18 protein-coding genes and 4 pseudogenes are annotated in these 18,688 nt (G+C 53.3%); 14 read left to right on the top strand and 8 right to left on the bottom strand.

Annotated elements, in window-relative coordinates; all coding sequences use genetic code 11:
- Nucleotides 1–260 precede the first annotated feature (260 nt).
- Nucleotides 261–1,502 (top strand): IS4 family transposase, encoded by a 1,242-nt coding sequence (locus OKC40_RS19785; RefSeq protein ID WP_197228375.1) that lies wholly within the window; start codon nucleotides 261–263, stop codon nucleotides 1,500–1,502.
- Nucleotides 1,503–1,698: 196 nt separating this feature from the next.
- A pseudogene (locus OKC40_RS19780) lies at nucleotides 1,699–1,827 on the top strand (ISL3 family transposase); the annotation flags it as partial.
- Between the two features lie 98 nt (nucleotides 1,828–1,925).
- On the opposite strand, the pseudogene OKC40_RS19775 reads toward OKC40_RS19780, so the two are convergent.
- Nucleotides 1,926–2,123, bottom strand: a pseudogene (locus tag OKC40_RS19775) (IS4 family transposase); the annotation flags it as partial.
- Nucleotides 2,124–2,174: 51 nt separating this feature from the next.
- Between OKC40_RS19775 and OKC40_RS19770 the strand changes: the two are divergent.
- Nucleotides 2,175–3,122 (top strand): ABC transporter substrate-binding protein, encoded by a 948-nt coding sequence (locus OKC40_RS19770; protein WP_270796706.1) that lies wholly within the window; start codon nucleotides 2,175–2,177, stop codon nucleotides 3,120–3,122.
- A 59-nt stretch (nucleotides 3,123–3,181) separates the two neighbouring features.
- Nucleotides 3,182–6,028: an EAL domain-containing protein gene (locus OKC40_RS19765; protein WP_270796704.1), complete on the top strand. Its 2,847-nt coding sequence runs from the start codon at nucleotides 3,182–3,184 to the stop codon at nucleotides 6,026–6,028.
- 68 nt (nucleotides 6,029–6,096) lie between these two features.
- On the opposite strand, the gene OKC40_RS19760 is transcribed toward OKC40_RS19765, so the two are convergent.
- The 7 genes and pseudogenes from OKC40_RS19760 to OKC40_RS19730 form a co-directional block, all read right to left on the bottom strand.
- Complete coding sequence (locus OKC40_RS19760; RefSeq protein ID WP_244776905.1) at nucleotides 6,097–6,534, bottom strand: hypothetical protein; 438 nt, start codon at nucleotides 6,532–6,534, stop codon at nucleotides 6,097–6,099.
- Nucleotides 6,535–6,617: 83 nt separating this feature from the next.
- Nucleotides 6,618–7,265, bottom strand: a complete 648-nt coding sequence (locus tag OKC40_RS19755) for a DUF2914 domain-containing protein (protein ID WP_270796700.1) — start codon at nucleotides 7,263–7,265, stop codon at nucleotides 6,618–6,620.
- A 734-nt stretch (nucleotides 7,266–7,999) separates the two neighbouring features.
- Nucleotides 8,000–9,511 carry a hypothetical protein gene (locus OKC40_RS19750; RefSeq protein ID WP_270796699.1) on the bottom strand — a complete coding sequence of 504 codons (1,512 nt, stop codon included), beginning with the start codon at nucleotides 9,509–9,511 and terminating at the stop codon, nucleotides 8,000–8,002.
- A 239-nt stretch (nucleotides 9,512–9,750) separates the two neighbouring features.
- Nucleotides 9,751–10,452, bottom strand: a pseudogene (locus OKC40_RS19745) (IS4-like element ISAeme22 family transposase); the annotation flags it as partial.
- A 298-nt stretch (nucleotides 10,453–10,750) separates the two neighbouring features.
- The gene (locus tag OKC40_RS19740) at nucleotides 10,751–11,671 is read right to left on the bottom strand and encodes a ThiF family adenylyltransferase (protein WP_270796697.1); all 921 of its coding nucleotides are present in this window, start codon (nucleotides 11,669–11,671) and stop codon (nucleotides 10,751–10,753) included.
- Nucleotides 11,662–12,378 (bottom strand): Mov34/MPN/PAD-1 family protein, encoded by a 717-nt coding sequence (locus tag OKC40_RS19735; RefSeq protein WP_270796696.1) that lies wholly within the window; start codon nucleotides 12,376–12,378, stop codon nucleotides 11,662–11,664. Before OKC40_RS19735 ends, OKC40_RS19740 begins: the two co-directional genes overlap by 10 nt.
- Before the next feature lie 501 nt (nucleotides 12,379–12,879).
- The gene (locus OKC40_RS19730; protein ID WP_270796695.1) at nucleotides 12,880–13,221 is read right to left on the bottom strand and encodes a hypothetical protein; all 342 of its coding nucleotides are present in this window, start codon (nucleotides 13,219–13,221) and stop codon (nucleotides 12,880–12,882) included.
- Nucleotides 13,222–13,851: 630 nt separating this feature from the next.
- Here OKC40_RS19730 and OKC40_RS19725 point away from each other — a divergent pair.
- The 10 genes and pseudogenes from OKC40_RS19725 to OKC40_RS19680 all read left to right on the top strand — a co-directional run bounded on the left by OKC40_RS19725 (nucleotide 13,852) and on the right by OKC40_RS19680 (nucleotide 18,621).
- On the top strand, nucleotides 13,852–14,121 hold the full coding sequence (locus OKC40_RS19725; protein WP_270796694.1) for a hypothetical protein: 270 nt from the start codon (nucleotides 13,852–13,854) through the stop codon (nucleotides 14,119–14,121).
- Between the two features lie 56 nt (nucleotides 14,122–14,177).
- Entirely contained in the window at nucleotides 14,178–14,417 is a 240-nt protein-coding gene (locus OKC40_RS19720) for a type II toxin-antitoxin system CcdA family antitoxin (protein ID WP_134997958.1), read from the top strand.
- Entirely contained in the window at nucleotides 14,417–14,725 is a 309-nt protein-coding gene (locus OKC40_RS19715) for a CcdB family protein (RefSeq protein ID WP_134997959.1), read from the top strand. The genes OKC40_RS19720 and OKC40_RS19715 overlap by 1 nt, the downstream gene beginning before the upstream one ends.
- 147 nt (nucleotides 14,726–14,872) lie before the next feature.
- Nucleotides 14,873–15,394 (top strand): replication initiation protein, encoded by a 522-nt coding sequence (locus OKC40_RS19710; protein ID WP_270796692.1) that lies wholly within the window; start codon nucleotides 14,873–14,875, stop codon nucleotides 15,392–15,394.
- A gap of 108 nt (nucleotides 15,395–15,502) precedes the next feature.
- Entirely contained in the window at nucleotides 15,503–16,051 is a 549-nt protein-coding gene (locus tag OKC40_RS19705) for a TetR/AcrR family transcriptional regulator (RefSeq protein ID WP_442865594.1), read from the top strand.
- A pseudogene (locus OKC40_RS19700) lies at nucleotides 16,018–16,623 on the top strand (Tn3 family transposase); the annotation flags it as partial. The gene OKC40_RS19705 and the pseudogene OKC40_RS19700, both read left to right, overlap by 34 nt.
- A gap of 37 nt (nucleotides 16,624–16,660) precedes the next feature.
- Nucleotides 16,661–16,828, top strand: a complete 168-nt coding sequence (locus OKC40_RS19695; protein ID WP_270796690.1) for a hypothetical protein — start codon at nucleotides 16,661–16,663, stop codon at nucleotides 16,826–16,828.
- Nucleotides 16,829–16,957: 129 nt separating this feature from the next.
- The gene (locus tag OKC40_RS19690; protein WP_033147139.1) at nucleotides 16,958–17,599 is read left to right on the top strand and encodes an AAA family ATPase; all 642 of its coding nucleotides are present in this window, start codon (nucleotides 16,958–16,960) and stop codon (nucleotides 17,597–17,599) included.
- A 38-nt stretch (nucleotides 17,600–17,637) separates the two neighbouring features.
- Nucleotides 17,638–17,922, top strand: a complete 285-nt coding sequence (locus tag OKC40_RS19685) for a hypothetical protein (RefSeq protein WP_033147140.1) — start codon at nucleotides 17,638–17,640, stop codon at nucleotides 17,920–17,922.
- A 15-nt stretch (nucleotides 17,923–17,937) separates the two neighbouring features.
- Entirely contained in the window at nucleotides 17,938–18,621 is a 684-nt protein-coding gene (locus OKC40_RS19680) for a replication protein RepA (protein ID WP_270796687.1), read from the top strand.
- Nucleotides 18,622–18,688 lie beyond the last annotated feature (67 nt).

The following is an 18,688-nucleotide window of genomic DNA, read 5'->3' as shown; positions in this document are numbered from 1 at the left end:
GCATTTCTCGAGCGGGGGCTTTTTCAGACCTTCCTTAGCTTAGCGTACGATTTTTTCCGAATTCTGCGGTTCCCCCTATCCGGCGAATTCGCGCTTTCTGTCAGGCGCTATCGCTGAGGCCTTGGAACGTGCCGACCCGGAAAGCCTGCACCGTGCCTGCTCAATGCTCTCAACTTTAGCTTATAGCCCTTGTGAACCCTATGGGAAACGGGTAAAATGGCGTTCGTTAAGTCATTGATAAATAGACAATATGAACTCGAATACTCGACCACGAGTCGCTGCTGTCCGAGTTCGCTGACTTTCTGCTCGACCCCGCGCTGGCCGAGCAGGTACGTCTTCGGCCTGGGGCCTTCACCCGCGATCGCAAGCTCACCCTGCCGCGCCTGGCGGCCATGATGATCTCGGGCATGTGCGCGAGCGTTCAAGCCGAACTCGACGCCTTTTTCGGTCGCCTGCATGCGGTGCCCGGGCGGATCCGCGAGGTCAGCGCACAGGCCTTCAGCAAGGCCCGCCAGGGGTTTTCGGGCCGGCTGTTCGAATTGGCCAGTGCGCACCTGCTGCACCTGGCGCGCCCGCACATAGAGGCGGCACGCTGGAATGGCCGCCGCGTGGTGGCGGCTGATGCGTCGCGCCTGCGTGTGTCGACACGCAAGACGGCCGCACTGACGGCGGACCACTACGCGTTTGCCTTGTTTCTGCCGGGCACCGAACTCACGCTGCACGCCAGTCTGCATCCGGCCGACGGCTCGGAGCGGCAGATGCTGTTCGAGGCGCTCGACGCACTCGATCCGGCGCAGGATCTGCTCGTGCTCGACCGAGGTTACGTCGGCAACACCATGGCGGCGACGCTGGCGCAACACGGCATGGCCTTCTGTCTGCGCGTCGATGCCAGCGGCTGGCGTTGCGTCGCCGACTTCCGACGCTCGAACGAGGCCGAGCGCGTGGTCACACTGTCGCCGCCCACCGCACGCGATGCCAGCACGTTCGATCTGGCCCGCACCGCCACCACCGTGCGCCTGATCCGCAACATCGCTCCGAACGGCCAGATCCGCGTCCTGATGACCAACCTGCTCGATGCCCAGTCGTATCCGGCCGCGCAGTTCAGCGCGCTCTATCACCAGCGCTGGCGCGTCGAGGAGGCCTTCAAGCGCATCAAGCATCGTCTGCGCCTCGAGGCCACGACGGGGTTGAACTACCTCGCCCTGCAGCAGGACTTCGCCGCCAAGATCCTGGCCGACAACCTGTGCGCACTGCTCAGCGGCAGCGGCACCGACGACGCCATCCAGACCGGCTCCCGCCCGAATCGCACCTACGCATTCGGCGCACTCAAGCCCATCCTCGCCGGGTGCCTGCTCGGCATCGCTCAGGCATGGGCGGCATTGCCCGATACCCTGGCCGCCATGGGCCGCAGTCGATGCCGCATCCAGCCAGGCAGAAGCTACCCACGACCGCCCCGAAGCAAGCCACATTTGCATATGTCCTATAAGGGAGCGTTAAGTTGAGAGCATTGCGAGGCTGGGGGTCAAGGGCGGGCGAAGCCCGGCGAAGCGGACCCTTGACGCGCGGAATCGGGCGATACGCTGGTCCATGGCTGGATGCCGCGGGGTTGTGCATCCAGCCATGGAGACGAATGCGGTGATTGCCGGACCGAACACGCGGGTACGATGTGCGCCCCTGTGAAACATGAGAGACCACGACATGACCGCCAAACTGTTTGAAGCCGCCCTGGGTATTGCCTCCCCGTGGTACATCAATGGAGTGGCGTTTGACGCGGCGAAGAAGACGTTGTCGATTGCGGTCGACTTCGTCGCCGGTAGCCGCTTTTCACGAAGAAAAAATTAGTCTATATTTATACTCACACACAGCTGTCCGGTTAAAACGCGAACAGATTCAATTGGTTGTTGATGGTGATGTTGTCGGAACTGGAGTTGCTGCAAGGGCATCTTCTCGAAAAGAGTGACTGACAATATCTGTAGCAAAGTGTAGAGCGAAGCGTCGAGATTGAGGCGCTTCTTGACGATGGCGACGAGGACATAGACCGATACCGCGATCCAGATTTGCGTCTTGACCGCATTCTCCGACGTACCGTAGAAACGCTTGATCCGAAGATGCTGCTTGATCCACGCTCAAAAGATAGCCTCAGAAATAATTCTGGACGGAAAAGGGAAAGCACCATGAAAAGATTCGTCGCGATTCTTGTTGCCTTGCTGGTGCTCTCCACACAATCGGCATTTTCCGAGGAGAGAACGCTTAATATCGTATTCATTCCTAAAGCCGGCGACCAGGATTTCTGGAAATTCATGCGCAAAGGAGTTGATCGTGCCGTTGCCGAAAGCGGAAATGTGCGGCTCACATGGCGCGGCCCGGCGTACAACGACGATACAGAATCGCAAATCGCCATTGTCGAGGCTTACACGGCTTCTGATGTTGACGCGATAGTAGTCGCACCGACAGATGGGGTCAGGCTAGTCCCCGCAGTCAAGAAAGCGGCAGAAAAGGGAATTCCGATCATTGTCGTGGATTCAGGAATTTCAGCTCGCATCTACCAAAATTTCATTGCCACGGACAATTATTCCGCCGGGAAACTCGCTGCAAAACATTTATCTGAATTACTGGGCGGTCGCGGCAACGTGGTCCTTTATCGCACGGTGAAGGGTAGCGCGTCGACAGACGAACGCGGCGAAGGATTTTTGGCTTACCTGAAAGAGGAGTCCTCGAAGCTCAAAGTGGTTGCCGACATCTACGGTGGCGGATCACGGGGAAGATCGCTCCGTTCAGCACTCAAACTTTTGAAAGAACCACTACACATTGACGGGATTTTCGCTGTCAATGAGTCATCCAGCGATGGAATGCTCAGGGCACTGCGCGAATCGGGTCTGGCCGGGAAAATTCGGCTGATCGGATTTGATTTGACTGATTATCTTTTGGACGGTCTGCGAAACAAAGCCATCGACGGCTTGATTGTGCAAAATCCCCGGCAAATGGGATACCTCGCCGTGAAAGCAGCCATCGCTGCGGCTCGCAAAGCACCCGTCAAGGATGTAAACATCCACACCGGCACGGAGATGGTAACGCTCGGGAATCTGTCGCGGCCAGAAATTCAGTCTTTGCTGAAGCCATGACATGCCTGCCTTCTTCCGGGCCAGACAGGCGGCGCAGTGTCATGCATGGAGACTGACACATGACGGGTAATCAGACACGCCAGAGTTTTCTGAACCAAAAAATTTCCATCGTCATGCATCTGCACAAACTGATGCGGCGAGAGAACCTGAGAACGGTCATCCTGCTTGCAACCTGTGCCGGCATGCTGCTCCCCGCTCTGGTTGGCGGCCTGATTCTTAACCACGTCGATCAGGGACGTGTCAATCAGGAACTGAACCGGAGCCTTCAGGACAAGATAGTACTTCTGGCCGACAGTCTGAAAAATCCCGTCTGGAACTACGATCTGAATGCCGCACAAGCCATAGTCAATTCGGCAATGCTCGACCCCCAGATCGCCCGGATTGCAATTTCCGTCACCAGCAACATCCAAAGTCGATTTCTAACCGTAGAAGATGCCAGTCGTCAAATCGGCAGGGTGAGAAATGCCCGGCACGACCTTGTGCTTAACAGCGAGAAAATTGGTTTTGTCGAGATTGATCAGTACGATGGTCCCGCCATGTCCAAATTCCGACGTGAGCAATACAACTACGCATTGATTCTCCTGGGTCAATGTGTGCTGGCGTTTTTCCTGATCCTGGCGTCTGTGCACTACTGGATTCTGGCGCCGTTGAAAGTGCTCACGACATTCTCGGACCAACTCGCTAACGGCAATCTGGAATCATCATTGCAGATGGACCACATGGACGAAATCGGTCAGTTGGCACATCAGATGAACCAGATGCGGATCAACTTGAGTCACTCCTTCATCGAGCAAAGAACAATCCTCAGCAATATTCAGGTTGGGGTCATTTTTGTGTGCGATGACCTAATCCGGTTGGCCAACGCACGCGCCGAACAGATTTTTGGCTATGCGGATGGCGAAATGGTTGGCCTGCCACTTACGTCGCTCTTTTTGTCATCGACCCAGTATCAGGCAACCCGTGACGGACTCGTCGACGCCACACGTTCCAATCGTTCATATGAACAAGAATTACTGCTCAAGCGCCACGACAGTTCTCATTTTTGGGCTGAAATCCGCGGCTGTGTATTGGACCTGGAATGTCGCGCGGGAGGTGGCCTATGGGCAATTGAGGACATATCCAAGCGCAAAACGGCTGAGGAGCAGTTGAACACGCTGGCGTTCTATGATCCGCTCACCAACCTGGCCAACAGGCGCCTGCTCCTTGACAGGTTAAGTCAGGCCTTGAGTTCGGTTCATCGTAGCCAGAGTACCGGCGCCTTGCTATTTATCGACCTCGACAACTTCAAAATGATTAACGACACTTTGGGCCACGATATCGGTGATCAACTTCTGGTTCAAGCAGCCAATCGGCTCAGGAACTGCGTGCGCGAGAATGACACAATCGCCCGCCTGGGTGGCGACGAATTTGTCGCCCTCCTGGACGGCCTCGCACAGGACGGGCACGAAGCCGCCGACCACGCAAGAATTGTCGCCGAGAAAATCATCGGTGTGCTCAGTCACCCCTATCGTTGCAGCTCGCACGATTGCCATAGCAGCGCAAGTGTCGGAATCACTCTTTTTGATGCCAATGTCAAGAACGAGCTCAGCGTTGAAGATATCCTCAAGCACGCCGACCTTGCGCTTTACCAGGCCAAGAGTGCCGGGCGGAAAACTTTTCGCTTCTTTGACGGGGAAATGCAGGTGGCCGTAGTGCAACGTGTGGCGCTTGAGAAAGAATTGCGCCAAGCGCTCACCAGAGATGAATTCGTTCTTCATTATCAAATGCAGGTCGATTATCAGGGCCGACTCAGAGGAGCAGAGGCTTTAATCCGCTGGCATCATCCACAAAGAGGGCTTCTCTTCCCGGGTGATTTCATCGCGGTAGCGGAAGATTCCGGCCTCATTGTCGAAATCGGCTATTGGGTTATCGGATCGGCTTGTCGTCAACTTCGTCTTTGGGCAAATCGTCAGCAAACGGCGGCGACGACAATTTCTGTCAATGTCAGCGCCAAGCAATTGCTGGAAAAGAACTTCGTCGAAAAAATACTTGAATACGTAGGAAAAGAAGACATTGATGCCAGTCGTCTCAAACTGGAACTGACCGAAAGTCTTCTCATTGAAGACACGGAAGGCATTATCGCCAAAATGCTCTCTCTACGGGAAAAAGGAATCGGCTTCTCGCTTGACGATTTCGGAACCGGATATTCGTCCTTATCCTATTTGAAACGCCTCCCGTTGTGCGAACTAAAAATAGACAAACTGTTTATCAAGCAGCTTTTCGATGATGCCGATGATGTCGCGATTGCCAAAATGATCATTGCACTGGGCAGCAGTCTCGGGCTTGCGGTCATCGCAGAAGGCGTTGAGACGGAGGAACACCGCGACTTCCTAGCCAAACTGGGCTGCTATCAGTATCAAGGCTATTACTATGGTCGACCATTGCCTGTTGCAGAATTTGAAAGCACTATCGCGTCATGGAAAGAATTTATCTCCGGGAAGAATCCTGACAACGGCGTCCTGGATTCTGAAATCAGATTGGCATCGCTACGGATTGGAGAACCTTCCATTGACGACGAGCACGAAAGTCTGCTGAACCTTTTGCATAGACTCCAGGTTGCATCTCCTGTTGCTGATAAAAGCGAGGGTTTCAGCACTGTATTGAATGCAATTGGTCAACAGCTCAGTACGCATTTTGAGCATGAAGAAGAATTCTTCAAGAAATTTGGAATGCCCGATGTCGACGTAAGGAATCACATAAGATCACATCAGCAGATCATGAGGAAACACGCCTCCCTGCTCGCTGACTTCATGAAAGACTCCTCCGCCAATCACGAACATGTCTTATCAAAAGTGGAAGATTGGATCCTCGTGCATTGGGTTCAATATGACCTGAAGATGAAAGCATTTATCCTGAAGGACACATAAGGTCGGTCGGACGATCTGAAACAATAATCTGGAGAAGCCTGCTACCCGCTGAAGGCACAGAGAGAAAATCAGCGCAGTGCGGAAAGGCCGGTCAGCAAACGCTGCAAATCTTCGTCCGACTGAACCGAGAGAAGCATCAGTCCCGCGCGCAATAAATCGCGTTTCCTGACCTTGATGCCTCGTTCAGCCAGTTGCCTCTTGATTCTGACCAGTTGCTCGTACTCGCCGGCAGGGAACGTGCAGCGCACGTCGACCGGCGCAGACTTGTTCTTCAGGATCTTGTCGAGCGGACGCGCAAACGCCTTGGCCAGTTTCTTGCGCCTTTTGCCACCCGCCCCTGCCACCAGATGCGTGGATTCAGGCAAGGAAGCCGTCGTCGTCGCGGCTGGCTTCGCCTCCGGCGTGTTGCGGGTCGCCGCGGTTTTTCCGGCACGCCGTGCCGGCGCGGCGACAGCCGGCTGAGCCGGCACAGAAGGTGCACTTGCGGCGGTCTTTCTTACAACCATCGGAGTTTCCAACAAATGATCGGAGGAGGAGCGTAACGCAAAATCATGAAGAAAATGTTACACCCCGAAGACAAAACGAAACATCAGAACTCCCGTTCCAGCAAGGACTCCAGCTGCGGCGCCCCGCGGCGCACCTGCACTTGCAGTATGCCGATGGTCCGTCCGTCGCCGGTGGCGACGGTAAAACGCCATTCCCCCGGTTTTGGATCGAGCACCCACGAATACCCGCGAAAGCCGCGCTCCCGCCCACCGGTGCTGCGAAAGCGGTCGCGGTAAACCTGCCGCCATCCGCCGACTTCACGAAACTCCCAGCGATGCTCAAGTTCTGCGGCCACTCCCAACGGGGCAAATACGGCGGTCACGCCGTACAGACGCGCCCCCTCGGCAACCTGCACCGTGGCTGAATGATCGCGCCAGAACTGCCACCAGGGCGCCCGCTCCACCTGCAGGAGAAAGCGTCCACCGGTTTGTACGAAGTCGTGGCCGACGGCCATATCCCGCTTGACCAGCGGCACCGGCGCAATCATGCCGTGATGCCAGGCCGCCAGCAACGCACCGGCGATGCCCCAGGCCGGCCTGATCCGTCCCGGCCGACCCGGTGCCACCCCACGCAGCAGGCTGGCCAGCAGCGCGCCGGCCAGCGTCGACGCGTAGAACCACAGCGGGTCGAGACTGCCGGCCAGATGCGGCAACAAAAAATTGAACAACAGGATGGCGTTGAGCGCGAACAACGACCAAGAGCTCAGCACAGAGCGGCGCGGCTTGCAGGCCGCAGTTCTACAGGCCCAAGCCGCCGCGGAGGCGGCGGATAACGCCTCCAGGGCTGTCGCCCTGGAGGTGCGAGAGCAGGCTATACAGCAGGCGATCGAGGCCGCGCTAGCGCACCAGCCAGTTGATCCCCCCCCGCCCCAAGAGCTGGCGCGTGCTGCGCCCGCTCCGGCCACGCCTGAACCGCCCCGCCTTCGGCGGAGCCATTAGGGCGCGGCACCAAATGGGCTGAAATGCGGCGTTCGGGTATCAAAACGAACGAACCAAGAGAGGCGGATTTTAGCCACTAAAATCCGCCTGAAAACGTCACAAACTTTCAGGTGTTTTGGAGGCCGTTCAGTGGGATTTCGCATGCGAAAATCGACGGTTCGCCTCCGCCTGGGAGTGAAGAGGGTTTTGCGCATGCGCAAAAGTGCCTATTTAACATATTGCCTGTTTTGTGCAGTCCATTTTGCGTTAGCAAAAAAAAGTTTGCTTCGTGTCAGCTACGTATATACGATCATAGTGTCAGTACTGACCGGAACCCGAAAGGGGGTATTGATGTCGGAGGCAACTCCCTTAGGGAAGGTGCGAATAAGTCACCAAAGTCAAAATGATGCTTCTGTAACAAGTTGAACTGAAAGGACAAAAAATTTCTGTTTCATTGTGGAGGGTACTTATTCGCACCCTCCCTAATTCACTTCAAAATAGGTATAATCTACTTTTTAGTTTCAAACCAATGTTTTGCGCTCAGGTAGGCAGCTGCAATTCCTGGTGCTGCCCATTTATGTTGGTCATTTGCAAGGCTGGTGACTTCATCCAGGTTAGAGAGCGTTAATTCAGTAATTTTTTCATTTTCCCAGTTTGTAACAACTTCAGGTTTCTCATAAATATATAACGGCATTATTATTTCTGGACGCAACACGAAAGCATCACAAATGGCAAACACAGGTTGCGTTGTAGGGTCTAAAGACAGGCATTCTTGCAGCACAGTAGGTGATACGTTTGCTGGTAGATTCTTTAATAAATCATTTTCAATCAGATATCTGATTGTTTGAGCAGAAAAGACGTCACCTTCCTCTTTATCTCCTGCATTATCAAATGTTTTAATTATGCGGTCTATATCATTTGTTACAATGTAACGCATGGTTTCTTCAAGGCATTCTTTAGCGGCATAGGTTTGAAATGCTACCAATGGCAGCTCTGTTGCTTCTTTATCAGCCTTGCTGAACTCAAGCATGCCAGCTGGGCAAACGTGGTATTTTCCGCCAGAGGCTTGTTTTAATTCAGAACCTTCAGCCAGTAAAAGCTTAATTGAACCAGCGGGATCAATGCAAAAAATTGGTGTATTAAAAGCAATGCCAGCCAAGTAGTGAGTAAAATCACCATCAATTATTTTATCTATTCTGCCTAACCACTCTTTAATATAGGGGGAGTTTTTCAGGAAATTCTGTTCCTGCATTTCCTTATCGAAGCTATCCTCAGATATTAACTTGCCCCAGCTACCAAAGATTCTGGCCTGTAGGTAGTCGCAGGACTCAATTATGTGGGTGTAGTTTGTTCTGGCTAAATGCCAGCCGGTATCAGCTGAAGCTTGAGTTAAACGAAAGATTAAACCTGGATAAATTTTCTTTCCCAGACTGCGTCTCTGTGTGTAAATGGGATCGTCCCGTAACGGCAGCTCCGAAGGAAGGCTGTTATCGATCGTGAGCGGGAATGAGGGCGTAACGGGCATTTTGAAAAATGGCAGATATTGGCCCGATTCTGTCTGATAGAAAAATTTATCCAGCTTTGGGTAAGTTGCTACTAAAGCACTTATTAAACTTGCAATGTTGTCATGACCTATTCGTTCATAAATTTGAACTTTTTTGTAATGTTCCGCTATGTCATCGGTTATGGTTTTAAATGCTATGCTTCCGTTGATGCGATAACCTCTTCCTCTGGTGGCCATGATCACTTGAGTTGTCAGGTTCAATTTATCGCTAATCATCTTTCTGAGCTTGCCAATCTCTGTGGCTGCTCTGGTTTCATCTTCGCCTGCAAACATGTCATTAATGAACTCTTTGCTTGTAAACTTTCTATCGTTATACAAGATGGTTTCAAATATTTTGCAGGCATTGGTTGCACCAAAAGTCAGTGATTTTCCTTGGTATGTCAGGTCTTTAGTTTGGTCATCATAAGAAATAACCTCACCATTTGTTAACGAAATATTTGCAGAAATAATATTCATATAGGGTTTTCCTGTAGTATATATCGTGACAACTCATCTTATAAAGTAGGTTCGGATCAATAATTTAAGCAAAAAGTAATATCCCCGCAAAACACTTGACCTCGACCCTGTCGCGGTATAAATCGTTGGTAGTGCTGCTATTTTTGCCACAAGTCTTCGCCGCCTTGCTTTTTTAATACCCGGTACAACGTCGATTCCGAGCCATAATATATGCCGTCGTCATCCAACCTGTCTATTGATCAGATCTTGATCCCCTGTGCCATCAAATCCTTGGCGGCAAGAAAGCCATCCAGTTTACTTTGCAGGGCTTCCCAACCTTCCCAGAGGGCGCCCCAGCTGGCAATTCCGGTTCGCTTGCTGTCCATAAAACCGCCCAGTCTGGCTATCGCCATGTAAGCCCACTGCAAGCTACCTGCTTTCTCTTTGCGCTTGCGTTTTCCCTTGTCCAGATAGCCCAGTAGCTGACATTCATCCTGAGTCAGCACCGTTTCTGCGGACTGGCTTTCTACGTGTTCCGCTTCCTTTAGCAGCCCTTGCGCCCTGAGTGCTTGCGGCAGCGTGAAGCTTTCTCTGAGCTGTAACAGCCTGACCGCGACAAACGAGAGGATCGAGACCATCCGCTCCAGATTATCCGGCTCCTCCATGCGTTGCCTCTCGGCTCCAGCTCCGGTTTTCCATGCCTTATGGAACTCCTCGATCCGCCAGCGATGGGTGTAAATGTCGATGACCCGCAGGGCTTGGGCTAGCGACTCGACGGGTTCACTGGTCAGCAACAACCATTTCAACGGGGTCTCACCCTTGGGCGGGTTAATCTCCTCGGCCAACACCGCATTGAGCGTGATATTCCCCTGTTTTAGCGTGATGCGCCCACTGCGCAGGCTCAAGCTCGCCTTGCGGGCGGGTCGATTTTTACGTTTACCGCGTTTATCCACCACGCCCTGGTTCCGTTCAGGACGCTACTTGTGTATAAGAGTCAGTCATCCAACAATGTAGGTAAGAGCTGTGAAGGCATCCATGCGGTATCCAGATACTAATCATTTATTTTCGTATTTTCGCAATAAATCCTTTATATTCACCATTGGGTCCTCGCTTAATGTAAGCGTCTTTTGGTATTCGATGGATGAATATTAAATATTCATCTGAAATGTTTTGCATAATATCTGCTAAGGAACACCTGCGAGATGCAGTACAGGTCCTATTTCGGAGTATTCGTTTGAGTATAGACATTTATTAAGCATCCTATAGGTATCGTGTGTAGTCGGTTGAAGTTGTGTGCATATTATTTTTGAAATGCTGGCAATCTGGGCAATCATGGTTTTTCAGTTCAGATTGAAATAGCGTGTTAAAAGTCACAACATCTTTACCATAGATTTGACTGAAAATATCTTCAGTCCCTAAGCGGTACTCTGGTGAAAACTGCATTTGAATCAAATTTTTACCTTCACAACGTAATCGTTTATATAATCGTCCGTGCTGATTATCTGGATCGTCAACATGGACTGCACCAACAATCAGATGGCCAAGTACACTATCAATTAAGGTCGCCGCCATCGGAAGGCCAGATGATCTGCCCAAGCCTGCTTTAGGTTTCTTCCAGTTCGAATCAAAAGAAGAATACCGACTTTGAGTGATGCATCTATAACAAGGCAAATCACCATCAGCGGTGTCGTAGAAGACGATTTCCCCTGCCATTCCTTCCCTGTAAATTCCGACCCAAAATGATGGAATATCGTATTTAATTGATAACCGTGATCCTTTTGCTTGAACAGGATGATAATCAGAGGCCAAGATAAGTACTTTTTGCTCGTCACCCTGCATTACCTCATCATCAGACATACTCAAAAAGTCTTGGTGATATGTGACCACATCAAGTTGGGGCACATTTGGATTGTCTTTTTCGAAATGTAGTTGCTCCAAGCGTTTTGCAAGCGCTGTGACTTTGGCACTGCCAACATCTTCTAAAGTAAAGTTTTGAGTGGCTAGGTTTTTCTGTTCAACGATATCAATATCGATGAGAGTAAACTTTTTGAAACCCAATCGACACAACCATTCAATCAAGTGACTAGACGCTCCAGTCCCAACAAAGATGAGTCGGGTATTCCAAAGATTTTCGAAGTTGACATGGTTGATAATCCTCTGATACTTTTCATTCATATCCATGATTTAATACCTTTTGTGATTCTAAGTTTCGCTCTATGGACATCCACTCTCCCTTGGCCGGAGATATTACATGTCACTATGTATGGGATTAGTTCAAATTTCCCTTGGTCGGGAATGGTTTGCACAATGGGCATTAGATATGCTCTAAGATGCGGATTGCCAGGAGACGTTAAATTAGACCAAGCCGCCTTTTGATCCTGGCTAGACAAATGTCGAAAACCTAATGGATGAGAATGTGCGATTCCCAAGAATTTGTATGGGCTCTTGTCAAGGAATCCATTCAAGTATGAAGTGTCAGGTTGGTATGACGTACAGGAGTTCATACTATTAATGTCCATCACGAAATCAAAAATTTCGTATGTATCTGGATCGCCAAGAAGCATTCCACCTGTTTCAGCTGGGCGACTTCCTATCGTATCCTTGATTTTCTGAAAAACATCGGCGGTCATTCTCATATATTTAAGCAGCCCCGATGGTGGTGGTGTTCTTGGCGGTCTAGACAGCTTTTCAGAAGAGTCATTCCGTTGGAAAGACGAACGATTATTGTATTGTAGATAATTTGGACGAGAAGATATTTTGTAATAATCAACCTTCGATAGTAAATGGGGTGTACTTGTTTCCTCCTTAACCTCTGCATTTAATACATCAGTTGTGTACACACCTGTAGAAGCTGAGTTTTCAAATTTATCGTGTGAGTCATCATTCATATACAATACCTTTTTATTAGATGAGATTACCGGAGTTCTAAAAAAGAAATCACTCTCTAGCGAATTGCTGAGATATTGTTGTACCAGTTCGGATATAGACTAAAGTCCGATCTGCCCAGTCTCTAGCCATTCTCTGAGCTTCAGCCAACGATACAGGTTTAACATGCTCCTTAAAACAGATATATGGAGGGCTACCATTTTTGCCGTTCCATCTATGAATAACACTCAAGCTCGTGTCGCGACTTCCATATGAAGGCTGATCTTCAACATATACTTTGATTCGTCCTGGTGTCTCAGGATCCTGAACATAATGAAACCTGAAGGGACCATATGTTTCTTTTGACATATCAAAACCTCTAATTTGTTGATGACGAGGTAGACACTTCTAAATACCCGCTCCTAATTATGCTACAGCGGCAAGGTAGCTCACGCTGACGCGCCGTAAACCCTTCCATGGGGGCTCCGCCGCGCCATCCCTGGCGCGGAGGGTCAGCCTTAGTGCTACCCAGCCTCTGTGATAGATGATCTGCTATTCGGAACAGCTATTTTTGTCATCCCGTGGTACGGGTCATCCTCGACGCCGTGGTACGGGTCATCCTCGACGCCGTGGTACGGGTCATCCTCGACGCCGTGGTACGGGTCATCCTCGACGCCGTGGTACGGGTCATCCTCGACGCCGTGGTACGGGTCATCCTCGACGCCGTGGTACGGGTCATCCTCGACGCCGTGGTACGGGTCATTCTCGACGCCGTGGTACGGGTCATTCTCGACGCCGTGGTATGGATCGTTCTGGATGCCGCTGTGCGGGACACGATCTGCGGAGTGGTATTTAAATCGTTTCATAAAGGCCTCTCTTCATTTCTGCTGTTAAATGCAGTTTTATGATCTGCCAGATAGAGCGGATATGCATTAACTAAGAGTTGGAACGATTTATGACTTAAATATAACTCCTGAGTAATTGTTTATTCCCACAATTTGCGTATTCTGCTGAACGTGAACAGGTATTCTGGCGGAACGTGAACACCTGATTGCCTCTGCATTGGGCGAACTTTGTTTTTACGCTAAGGAGGGTGCGAATAAGTACCCTCCACAATGAAACAGAAATTTTTTGTCCTTTCAGTTCAACTTGTTACAGAAGCATCATTTTGACTTTGGTGACTTATTCGCACCTTCCCTAGCTTACGTCTGGAGTTCGGTGTCTGCCGCCAATGGGGATGTCGAGGCGGCTACAAACCGTGACCTTTTCGCCAAGCGTTTATCGCCTGCGGTATTGGCAGAGGCGCAGGCACTGGCTGGCCAGTATGTTGAACTGTACCAACCCAAGCAGTAACCCCATCTGCTAGTGCGTATAAGGGGGGCGTTACGTTAAATCGGACGCCCTTTTTGCTGCCTGTAATCCTGCAAGGTGGCTTGTTTTGCAGGGCGTTATCTCCCATCCTGCGCCGCATTATCCCTTGCCTCGGAATCTCCCCTATGGAAACCATTACCCATCCCACCCTGGTACAACTGGTGGCGGCCGGTGCCGTCCGTGTCGTGGTCGCTGTCGGACAACCAGGCGGCTGGAGCCTGCTGGTGCGCTACGGTCTGGCCGAACGTGCCCTGGCCGCCCAGCGCAGCAAACAACTCCGGGTCTTTCGTAAGCTCGATACCTTGCAGGCCTATTTGCAGGACATCGGCGTGGTCCGCTTTGAGATCGATGCCGCCGGGTTTGAGGTTGCTCCGAGACGCTTGTTGGGATCTTGAATAGGGATGTGTTAATGTTGGCACGTGTCACGACACGTGCTTAATTGGAGGTCATCATGGTCGCAGCAGCAATGCGCAGCAAGAGAACGGTCAGCGTCACGCTGGAGCCCAGCTTGTTGGAACGAGCCAGAGCGGCGGGGATCAACCTGTCAGCCACCCTTGCAACCGCGCTACAGAATGAAATCAGCGGCTCAGAAGCAGAACGCTGGAAGCGTGAGAACAGTGCAGCCATACAGACGCTGAACCGCATCACCGAGGAGCACGGCCTGCTCTCCGACGATTACAGGGCGTTTTGATGCAGTTCACTATCTACCGCAACAAGGGCAATGCCCGCGCTTACCCCTATTTGCTGGATGTGCAAAGCGACATCATTGGCGAGCTGGCCACCAGGATGGTGATCCCACTGTTCCCGCTGGTAGCCTTCACTGGACGGCCAGCGCAGCGGCTGAATCCGGTGATCATCGTTGAGGGTGATAAGTATTTGGTGATGACGCAGGACATGGCAGCGGTGAGGCTGGCGCAGCTTGGGGATGAAGTCACTGGTGTGCAGGAGTCGCGTCAGCTCATCAAGGACGCGATAGATTTCTTGTTTGATGGTGTGTAACGTATTGCCCAGAAAGGACAAACCCCGTTGCTGTGCTCAATCTTGGCGGAGCGATCACAGGCAAACGGGGTCGTGACGAATCACAAGAGAAGTCTACCACATGGATCATGCCAAACAACCCCGCACCGCCAATAAGCGCGGTGGATTTTGACCAACAGAGCACAGCTTGAGCTGTTCCGGGAGCGCCTGCCCCGGAAGCCTTACTATTCCGACGAGCTGACAACGGGCCTACGGATTGCGGACGTTGCCCGCGCCTTGGGTGCGCGTTATATCCAGCCGAACGGGCCAACGCACCGCCACTGGATCGTTTTTGACGTAGACCATGCCGCCGCTACGTTATCTTGGGATGACGTAGGCGCTCCAGCCCCTAACATTACCGTCACGAACAAGGCCAACGGCCACGCGCATCTGATCTACGGACTGGATACGCCGATCCGCACTGCCCCGGATGGAAATGCAGCCCCTCTGCGGTATGCCGCCGCCATCGAGGTCGCGCTCCGGGAGAAATTAGGGGCGGATATGGGCTACTCCGGGTTGATCTGCAAGAACCCCCTGCATGAGCACTGGCTGGTGCAGGTATGGGAGCCCCGGCTCTACGATTTAGCCTGGCTATCCGATTACATCGATCTGAGCCCCTACAATGGGGACGTCTCAGAAAACGGAAAATAAAGCACGTTAAGCCCATTGCAGACTCTAGATATTGACGAGTACGTCGGGTTTTCTCTTGTTTGAGTTGCCTCTTGTGGCAAGACAGTAATTAATTACTATCTTACAGGGGTGCTCGTGGACACCCATCCAAAGCATCTGCCGGCCGATGAACGTCGTGCCGTAACTGTCGAGTCCGTCGTGGCGCTTGCCAGTTCACAAAACCCAAGCGAGATAACCACTGCGGCTATCGCTAAACACATGAACTTGACCCAGGGTGCGCTGTTTCGGCACTTCCCGAACAAGGAAGCCATTTGGCAGGCGGTCATGGAGTGGGTAGCAGAGCGCCTATTAGCCAGAATCGATCGATCTGCACAAGGAATCGAGTCGCCCTTGGCAGCCATGGAGGCGATGTTCATGAGTCATATCGAATTCGTAGCTGAGCACCCAGGCGTGCCAAGAATGATGTTTGGTGAGCTTCAGCGTGCCGAATCGACACCGGCCAAGCGCATGGTGCAAACCTTGATTCAGCGCTACGGCGAACGTTTGCATCGTCTCATCGAGAAAGGCAAGGCCAGCGGCGAGTTGTCTCCCTCGCTTGACAACGAGGCGGCGGCAACGCTGTTCATTGGCACGATCCAGGGCTTGGCCATACTGCCTACGATGCACTCAAGCCGATGATTAGCAGCGACAGGCTGAACATCAAGGCTATTCGCGCTCATTGGGATGAAATCCTACGGCTGGCCACTTCGATCAAGCAGGGCACGGTGACGGCCTCGCTGATGCTGCGCAAGCTCGGCAGCTATCCGCGCCAAAACGGCTTGGCCGTCGCCCTGCGCGAGCTGGGGCGCATCGAGCGCACGCTGTTCATTCTGGATTGGCTGCAAAGCGTGGAGCTGCGCCGCCGCGTCCATGCGGGGCTGAATAAGGGCGAGGCGCGCAACGCGCTGGCCAGGGCGGTCTTCTTCTACCGATTGGGTGAAATCCGCGACCGCAGTTTTGAGCAGCAGCGCTACCGGGCCTGCGGCCTCAATTTGGTGACGGCAGCCATCGTGTTGTGGAACACGGTCTATCTGGAGCGTGCCACCAGTGCTTTGCGTGCCCACGGCAAGGCGCTGGACGATACGTTGCTGCAATATCTGTCCCCGCTGGGGTGGGAGCATATCAACCTGACCGGCGATTACCTATGGCGCAGCAGTGCCAAGGTCGGTGCGGGGAAGTTCAGGCCATTGCGACCGCTGCCACCGGCTTAGCGTGCTTTATTTTCCGTTTTCTGAGATACCCCCCCTGATGGACGTGCAAGACTGGGAGCGCATCGCCCGGCAGGAGCTTGAGCGCCGGGCTACCAGCATCGTGCAGGCGCTGGATGATGCGACCCTTGAGGCCATCGCAGCGGGCACGCTCGACATGCTGGCCATGTGCCGACAGGTGGCCGACGAGATCCACCAGGCCGCCTAAGCCCTCCCCTGCCCTGCCACCGAACCCCGCCGCGTGCGGGGTTTTTTATGCCTGCGGCAAGCATTGACAAGCATCCTTTTTTCACTACAATAGCAACTGTTTTTAATATTAAGTTGAGGTGACAAAGCGATGATTATCACCGTTGGAAACACAAAGGGCGGCGTGGGGAAAACCACCATTGCCGTGAATCTGGCAATCGCCCGCGCATTGGCCGGGCGTGATGTGTGGCTGATTGACGGCGACCGGCAGGGCACGGCGCAGACGGCAATCAGCATCCGTGCCGAGGCCGGGCACACGCCGGGCATTGCCTGTGCGACTTACCCGGACGGCCCGACCCTGCGGGCACAGGTGCAGCAGCAAGCGGCCAAGTTCGATGACGTGGTGATCGACGCAGGCGGGCGCGACTCGACCGCGCTACGCGCAGCCCTCGTGCTGTCTGACGTTCTGCTGGTGCCGTTCCAGCCGCGCAGCTATGACGTGTGGGCGCTCAACGACATTGCTGCGCTGGTCGATGAGGCCCGCAGTGTGCGCGACGGTTTGCGCTGTTTTGCTGTCCTCAACTGCGCCGATCCGGGCGAGCACTCCACCGACAACGCAGAGGCCGCCGCCGCCGTGGCCGAAGTGCCCCAGTTCGAGTACCTGCCGACCCCGCTACGCCGCCGCAAGGCGTTTTCCAACGCCGCAGGGGCAGGGCAGTGTGTGCTTGAAATCAAGCCGCAAGACGGCAAAGCAAGCGCGGAACTTGATGCACTTATCAGCGCATTGTTTTAATATTAAATCAATATGCTTTAGGCGTGGAGATAGATTCAATGGCGATTACAAAGAAACCGACGAAGCCCGCGCAAGACGCTACCGCAGCGGCGGCGGATGCCTTCATTTCCGGTGCGCCGGATGCTGCCGCAGCCACCCCGGAAGCTCCGCGCCGAGTGCGCAAGGGCCGCAAGGTGCAAATCACGCTGACCATTGCCGAGCCGCTGCTGGATCGTGTCGATGAACTGGCGGGCCAAATTGGGCAGAGCCGGGCGGCTGTCATCAATCTGGCTGTGATGCAGATGCTCCAGAGCGGGCTACGCATCGAGGGCGAGGAACGATAAAGAGGGGATGGGGCTATGGCCACCAACGATCAAGAGATTTGGGTATCAGCGTTCGATGTTCTCATCGCCCAGCTTGATGAAGCTCTCATTGAGTTGCGCCGGTCGCTTGCCAGCGTAGCCATAGAGCACGGTGTCGATAGCCCACAGGTTACGGGAGTCCGGGCGCAGATCGACGAAGCCACCGCGAAGCGCGAGAAGGCGCAGGCCGAGCGGCAGCGCGTCATGGCCCAGCTTGCCGCCGGTGTGTCTGTTGCCGTCACTGCCGAAAAGCCCAAGCGCAAACAGCCGGGCATCCTGACGCAATCCGACCTCAAGCTGATTGAGGCATCGGCGGAGATTATGAGCACGCCGCCTGATGGTGAGGACATGGCCTTTACCCATTCGGTGCTGTGCCAAGTCGGCCTGCCGCGCTCCAAGTTCGATGGCCGCGAGTTCATGCGCCAATCCGGCGCGGCGTGGATCAACGTTCAGGCGGGGTGGCTGGATGAGGGCAAAGGGCCGGTGCAGCAGCCCGTCCCATATGGCCCTTTGCCACGCTTGGCGCTGGCGTGGATCTCCACGCAGGCCGTGCGTACCAAAGAGCGTGAAATTGCCATCGGCAGCAGCGCAAGCGAGTTTCTGCGGCTGCTGGGCAAGCCCTCCACTGGCGGGGTGCGCGGATCGTTTGCCACTCTGCGGAAGCAGATGCAGGGGGTGTAAGCCCAAACCGCCGAAAATTCCGCCACGCCAAATCTAGGGCTCAGAGAGTGCCCCCGCCGACGTGGAT

This window comes from Aeromonas sp. QDB11, from assembly GCF_027705265.1.
Classification (GTDB): domain Bacteria; phylum Pseudomonadota; class Gammaproteobacteria; order Enterobacterales; family Aeromonadaceae; genus Aeromonas; species Aeromonas allosaccharophila.
This window is presented reverse-complemented; position numbering and strand designations above follow the sequence as displayed.

Bases quoted from the DNA above. Each gene is read 5' to 3' on its own strand.
- OKC40_RS19725 (WP_270796694.1), top strand. From the start codon at position 13,852: ATGGAAACCATTACCCATCCCACCCTGGTACAACTGGTGGCGGCCGGT.
- OKC40_RS19730 (WP_270796695.1), bottom strand. From the start codon at position 13,221: ATGAAACGATTTAAATACCACTCCGCAGATCGTGTCCCGCACAGCGGC.
- OKC40_RS19695 (WP_270796690.1), top strand. From the start codon at position 16,661: ATGGACGTGCAAGACTGGGAGCGCATCGCCCGGCAGGAGCTTGAGCGC.
- OKC40_RS19680 (WP_270796687.1), top strand. From the start codon at position 17,938: ATGGCCACCAACGATCAAGAGATTTGGGTATCAGCGTTCGATGTTCTC.
- OKC40_RS19740 (WP_270796697.1), bottom strand. From the start codon at position 11,671: ATGGATATGAATGAAAAGTATCAGAGGATTATCAACCATGTCAACTTC.
- OKC40_RS19735 (WP_270796696.1), bottom strand. From the start codon at position 12,378: ATGAATGATGACTCACACGATAAATTTGAAAACTCAGCTTCTACAGGT.
- OKC40_RS19750 (WP_270796699.1), bottom strand. From the start codon at position 9,511: ATGAATATTATTTCTGCAAATATTTCGTTAACAAATGGTGAGGTTATT.
- OKC40_RS19690 (WP_033147139.1), top strand. From the start codon at position 16,958: ATGATTATCACCGTTGGAAACACAAAGGGCGGCGTGGGGAAAACCACC.
- OKC40_RS19715 (WP_134997959.1), top strand. From the start codon at position 14,417: ATGCAGTTCACTATCTACCGCAACAAGGGCAATGCCCGCGCTTACCCC.
- OKC40_RS19770 (WP_270796706.1), top strand. From the start codon at position 2,175: ATGAAAAGATTCGTCGCGATTCTTGTTGCCTTGCTGGTGCTCTCCACA.
- OKC40_RS19760 (WP_244776905.1), bottom strand. From the start codon at position 6,534: ATGGTTGTAAGAAAGACCGCCGCAAGTGCACCTTCTGTGCCGGCTCAG.
- OKC40_RS19765 (WP_270796704.1), top strand. From the start codon at position 3,182: ATGACGGGTAATCAGACACGCCAGAGTTTTCTGAACCAAAAAATTTCC.
- OKC40_RS19685 (WP_033147140.1), top strand. From the start codon at position 17,638: ATGGCGATTACAAAGAAACCGACGAAGCCCGCGCAAGACGCTACCGCA.
- OKC40_RS19720 (WP_134997958.1), top strand. From the start codon at position 14,178: ATGGTCGCAGCAGCAATGCGCAGCAAGAGAACGGTCAGCGTCACGCTG.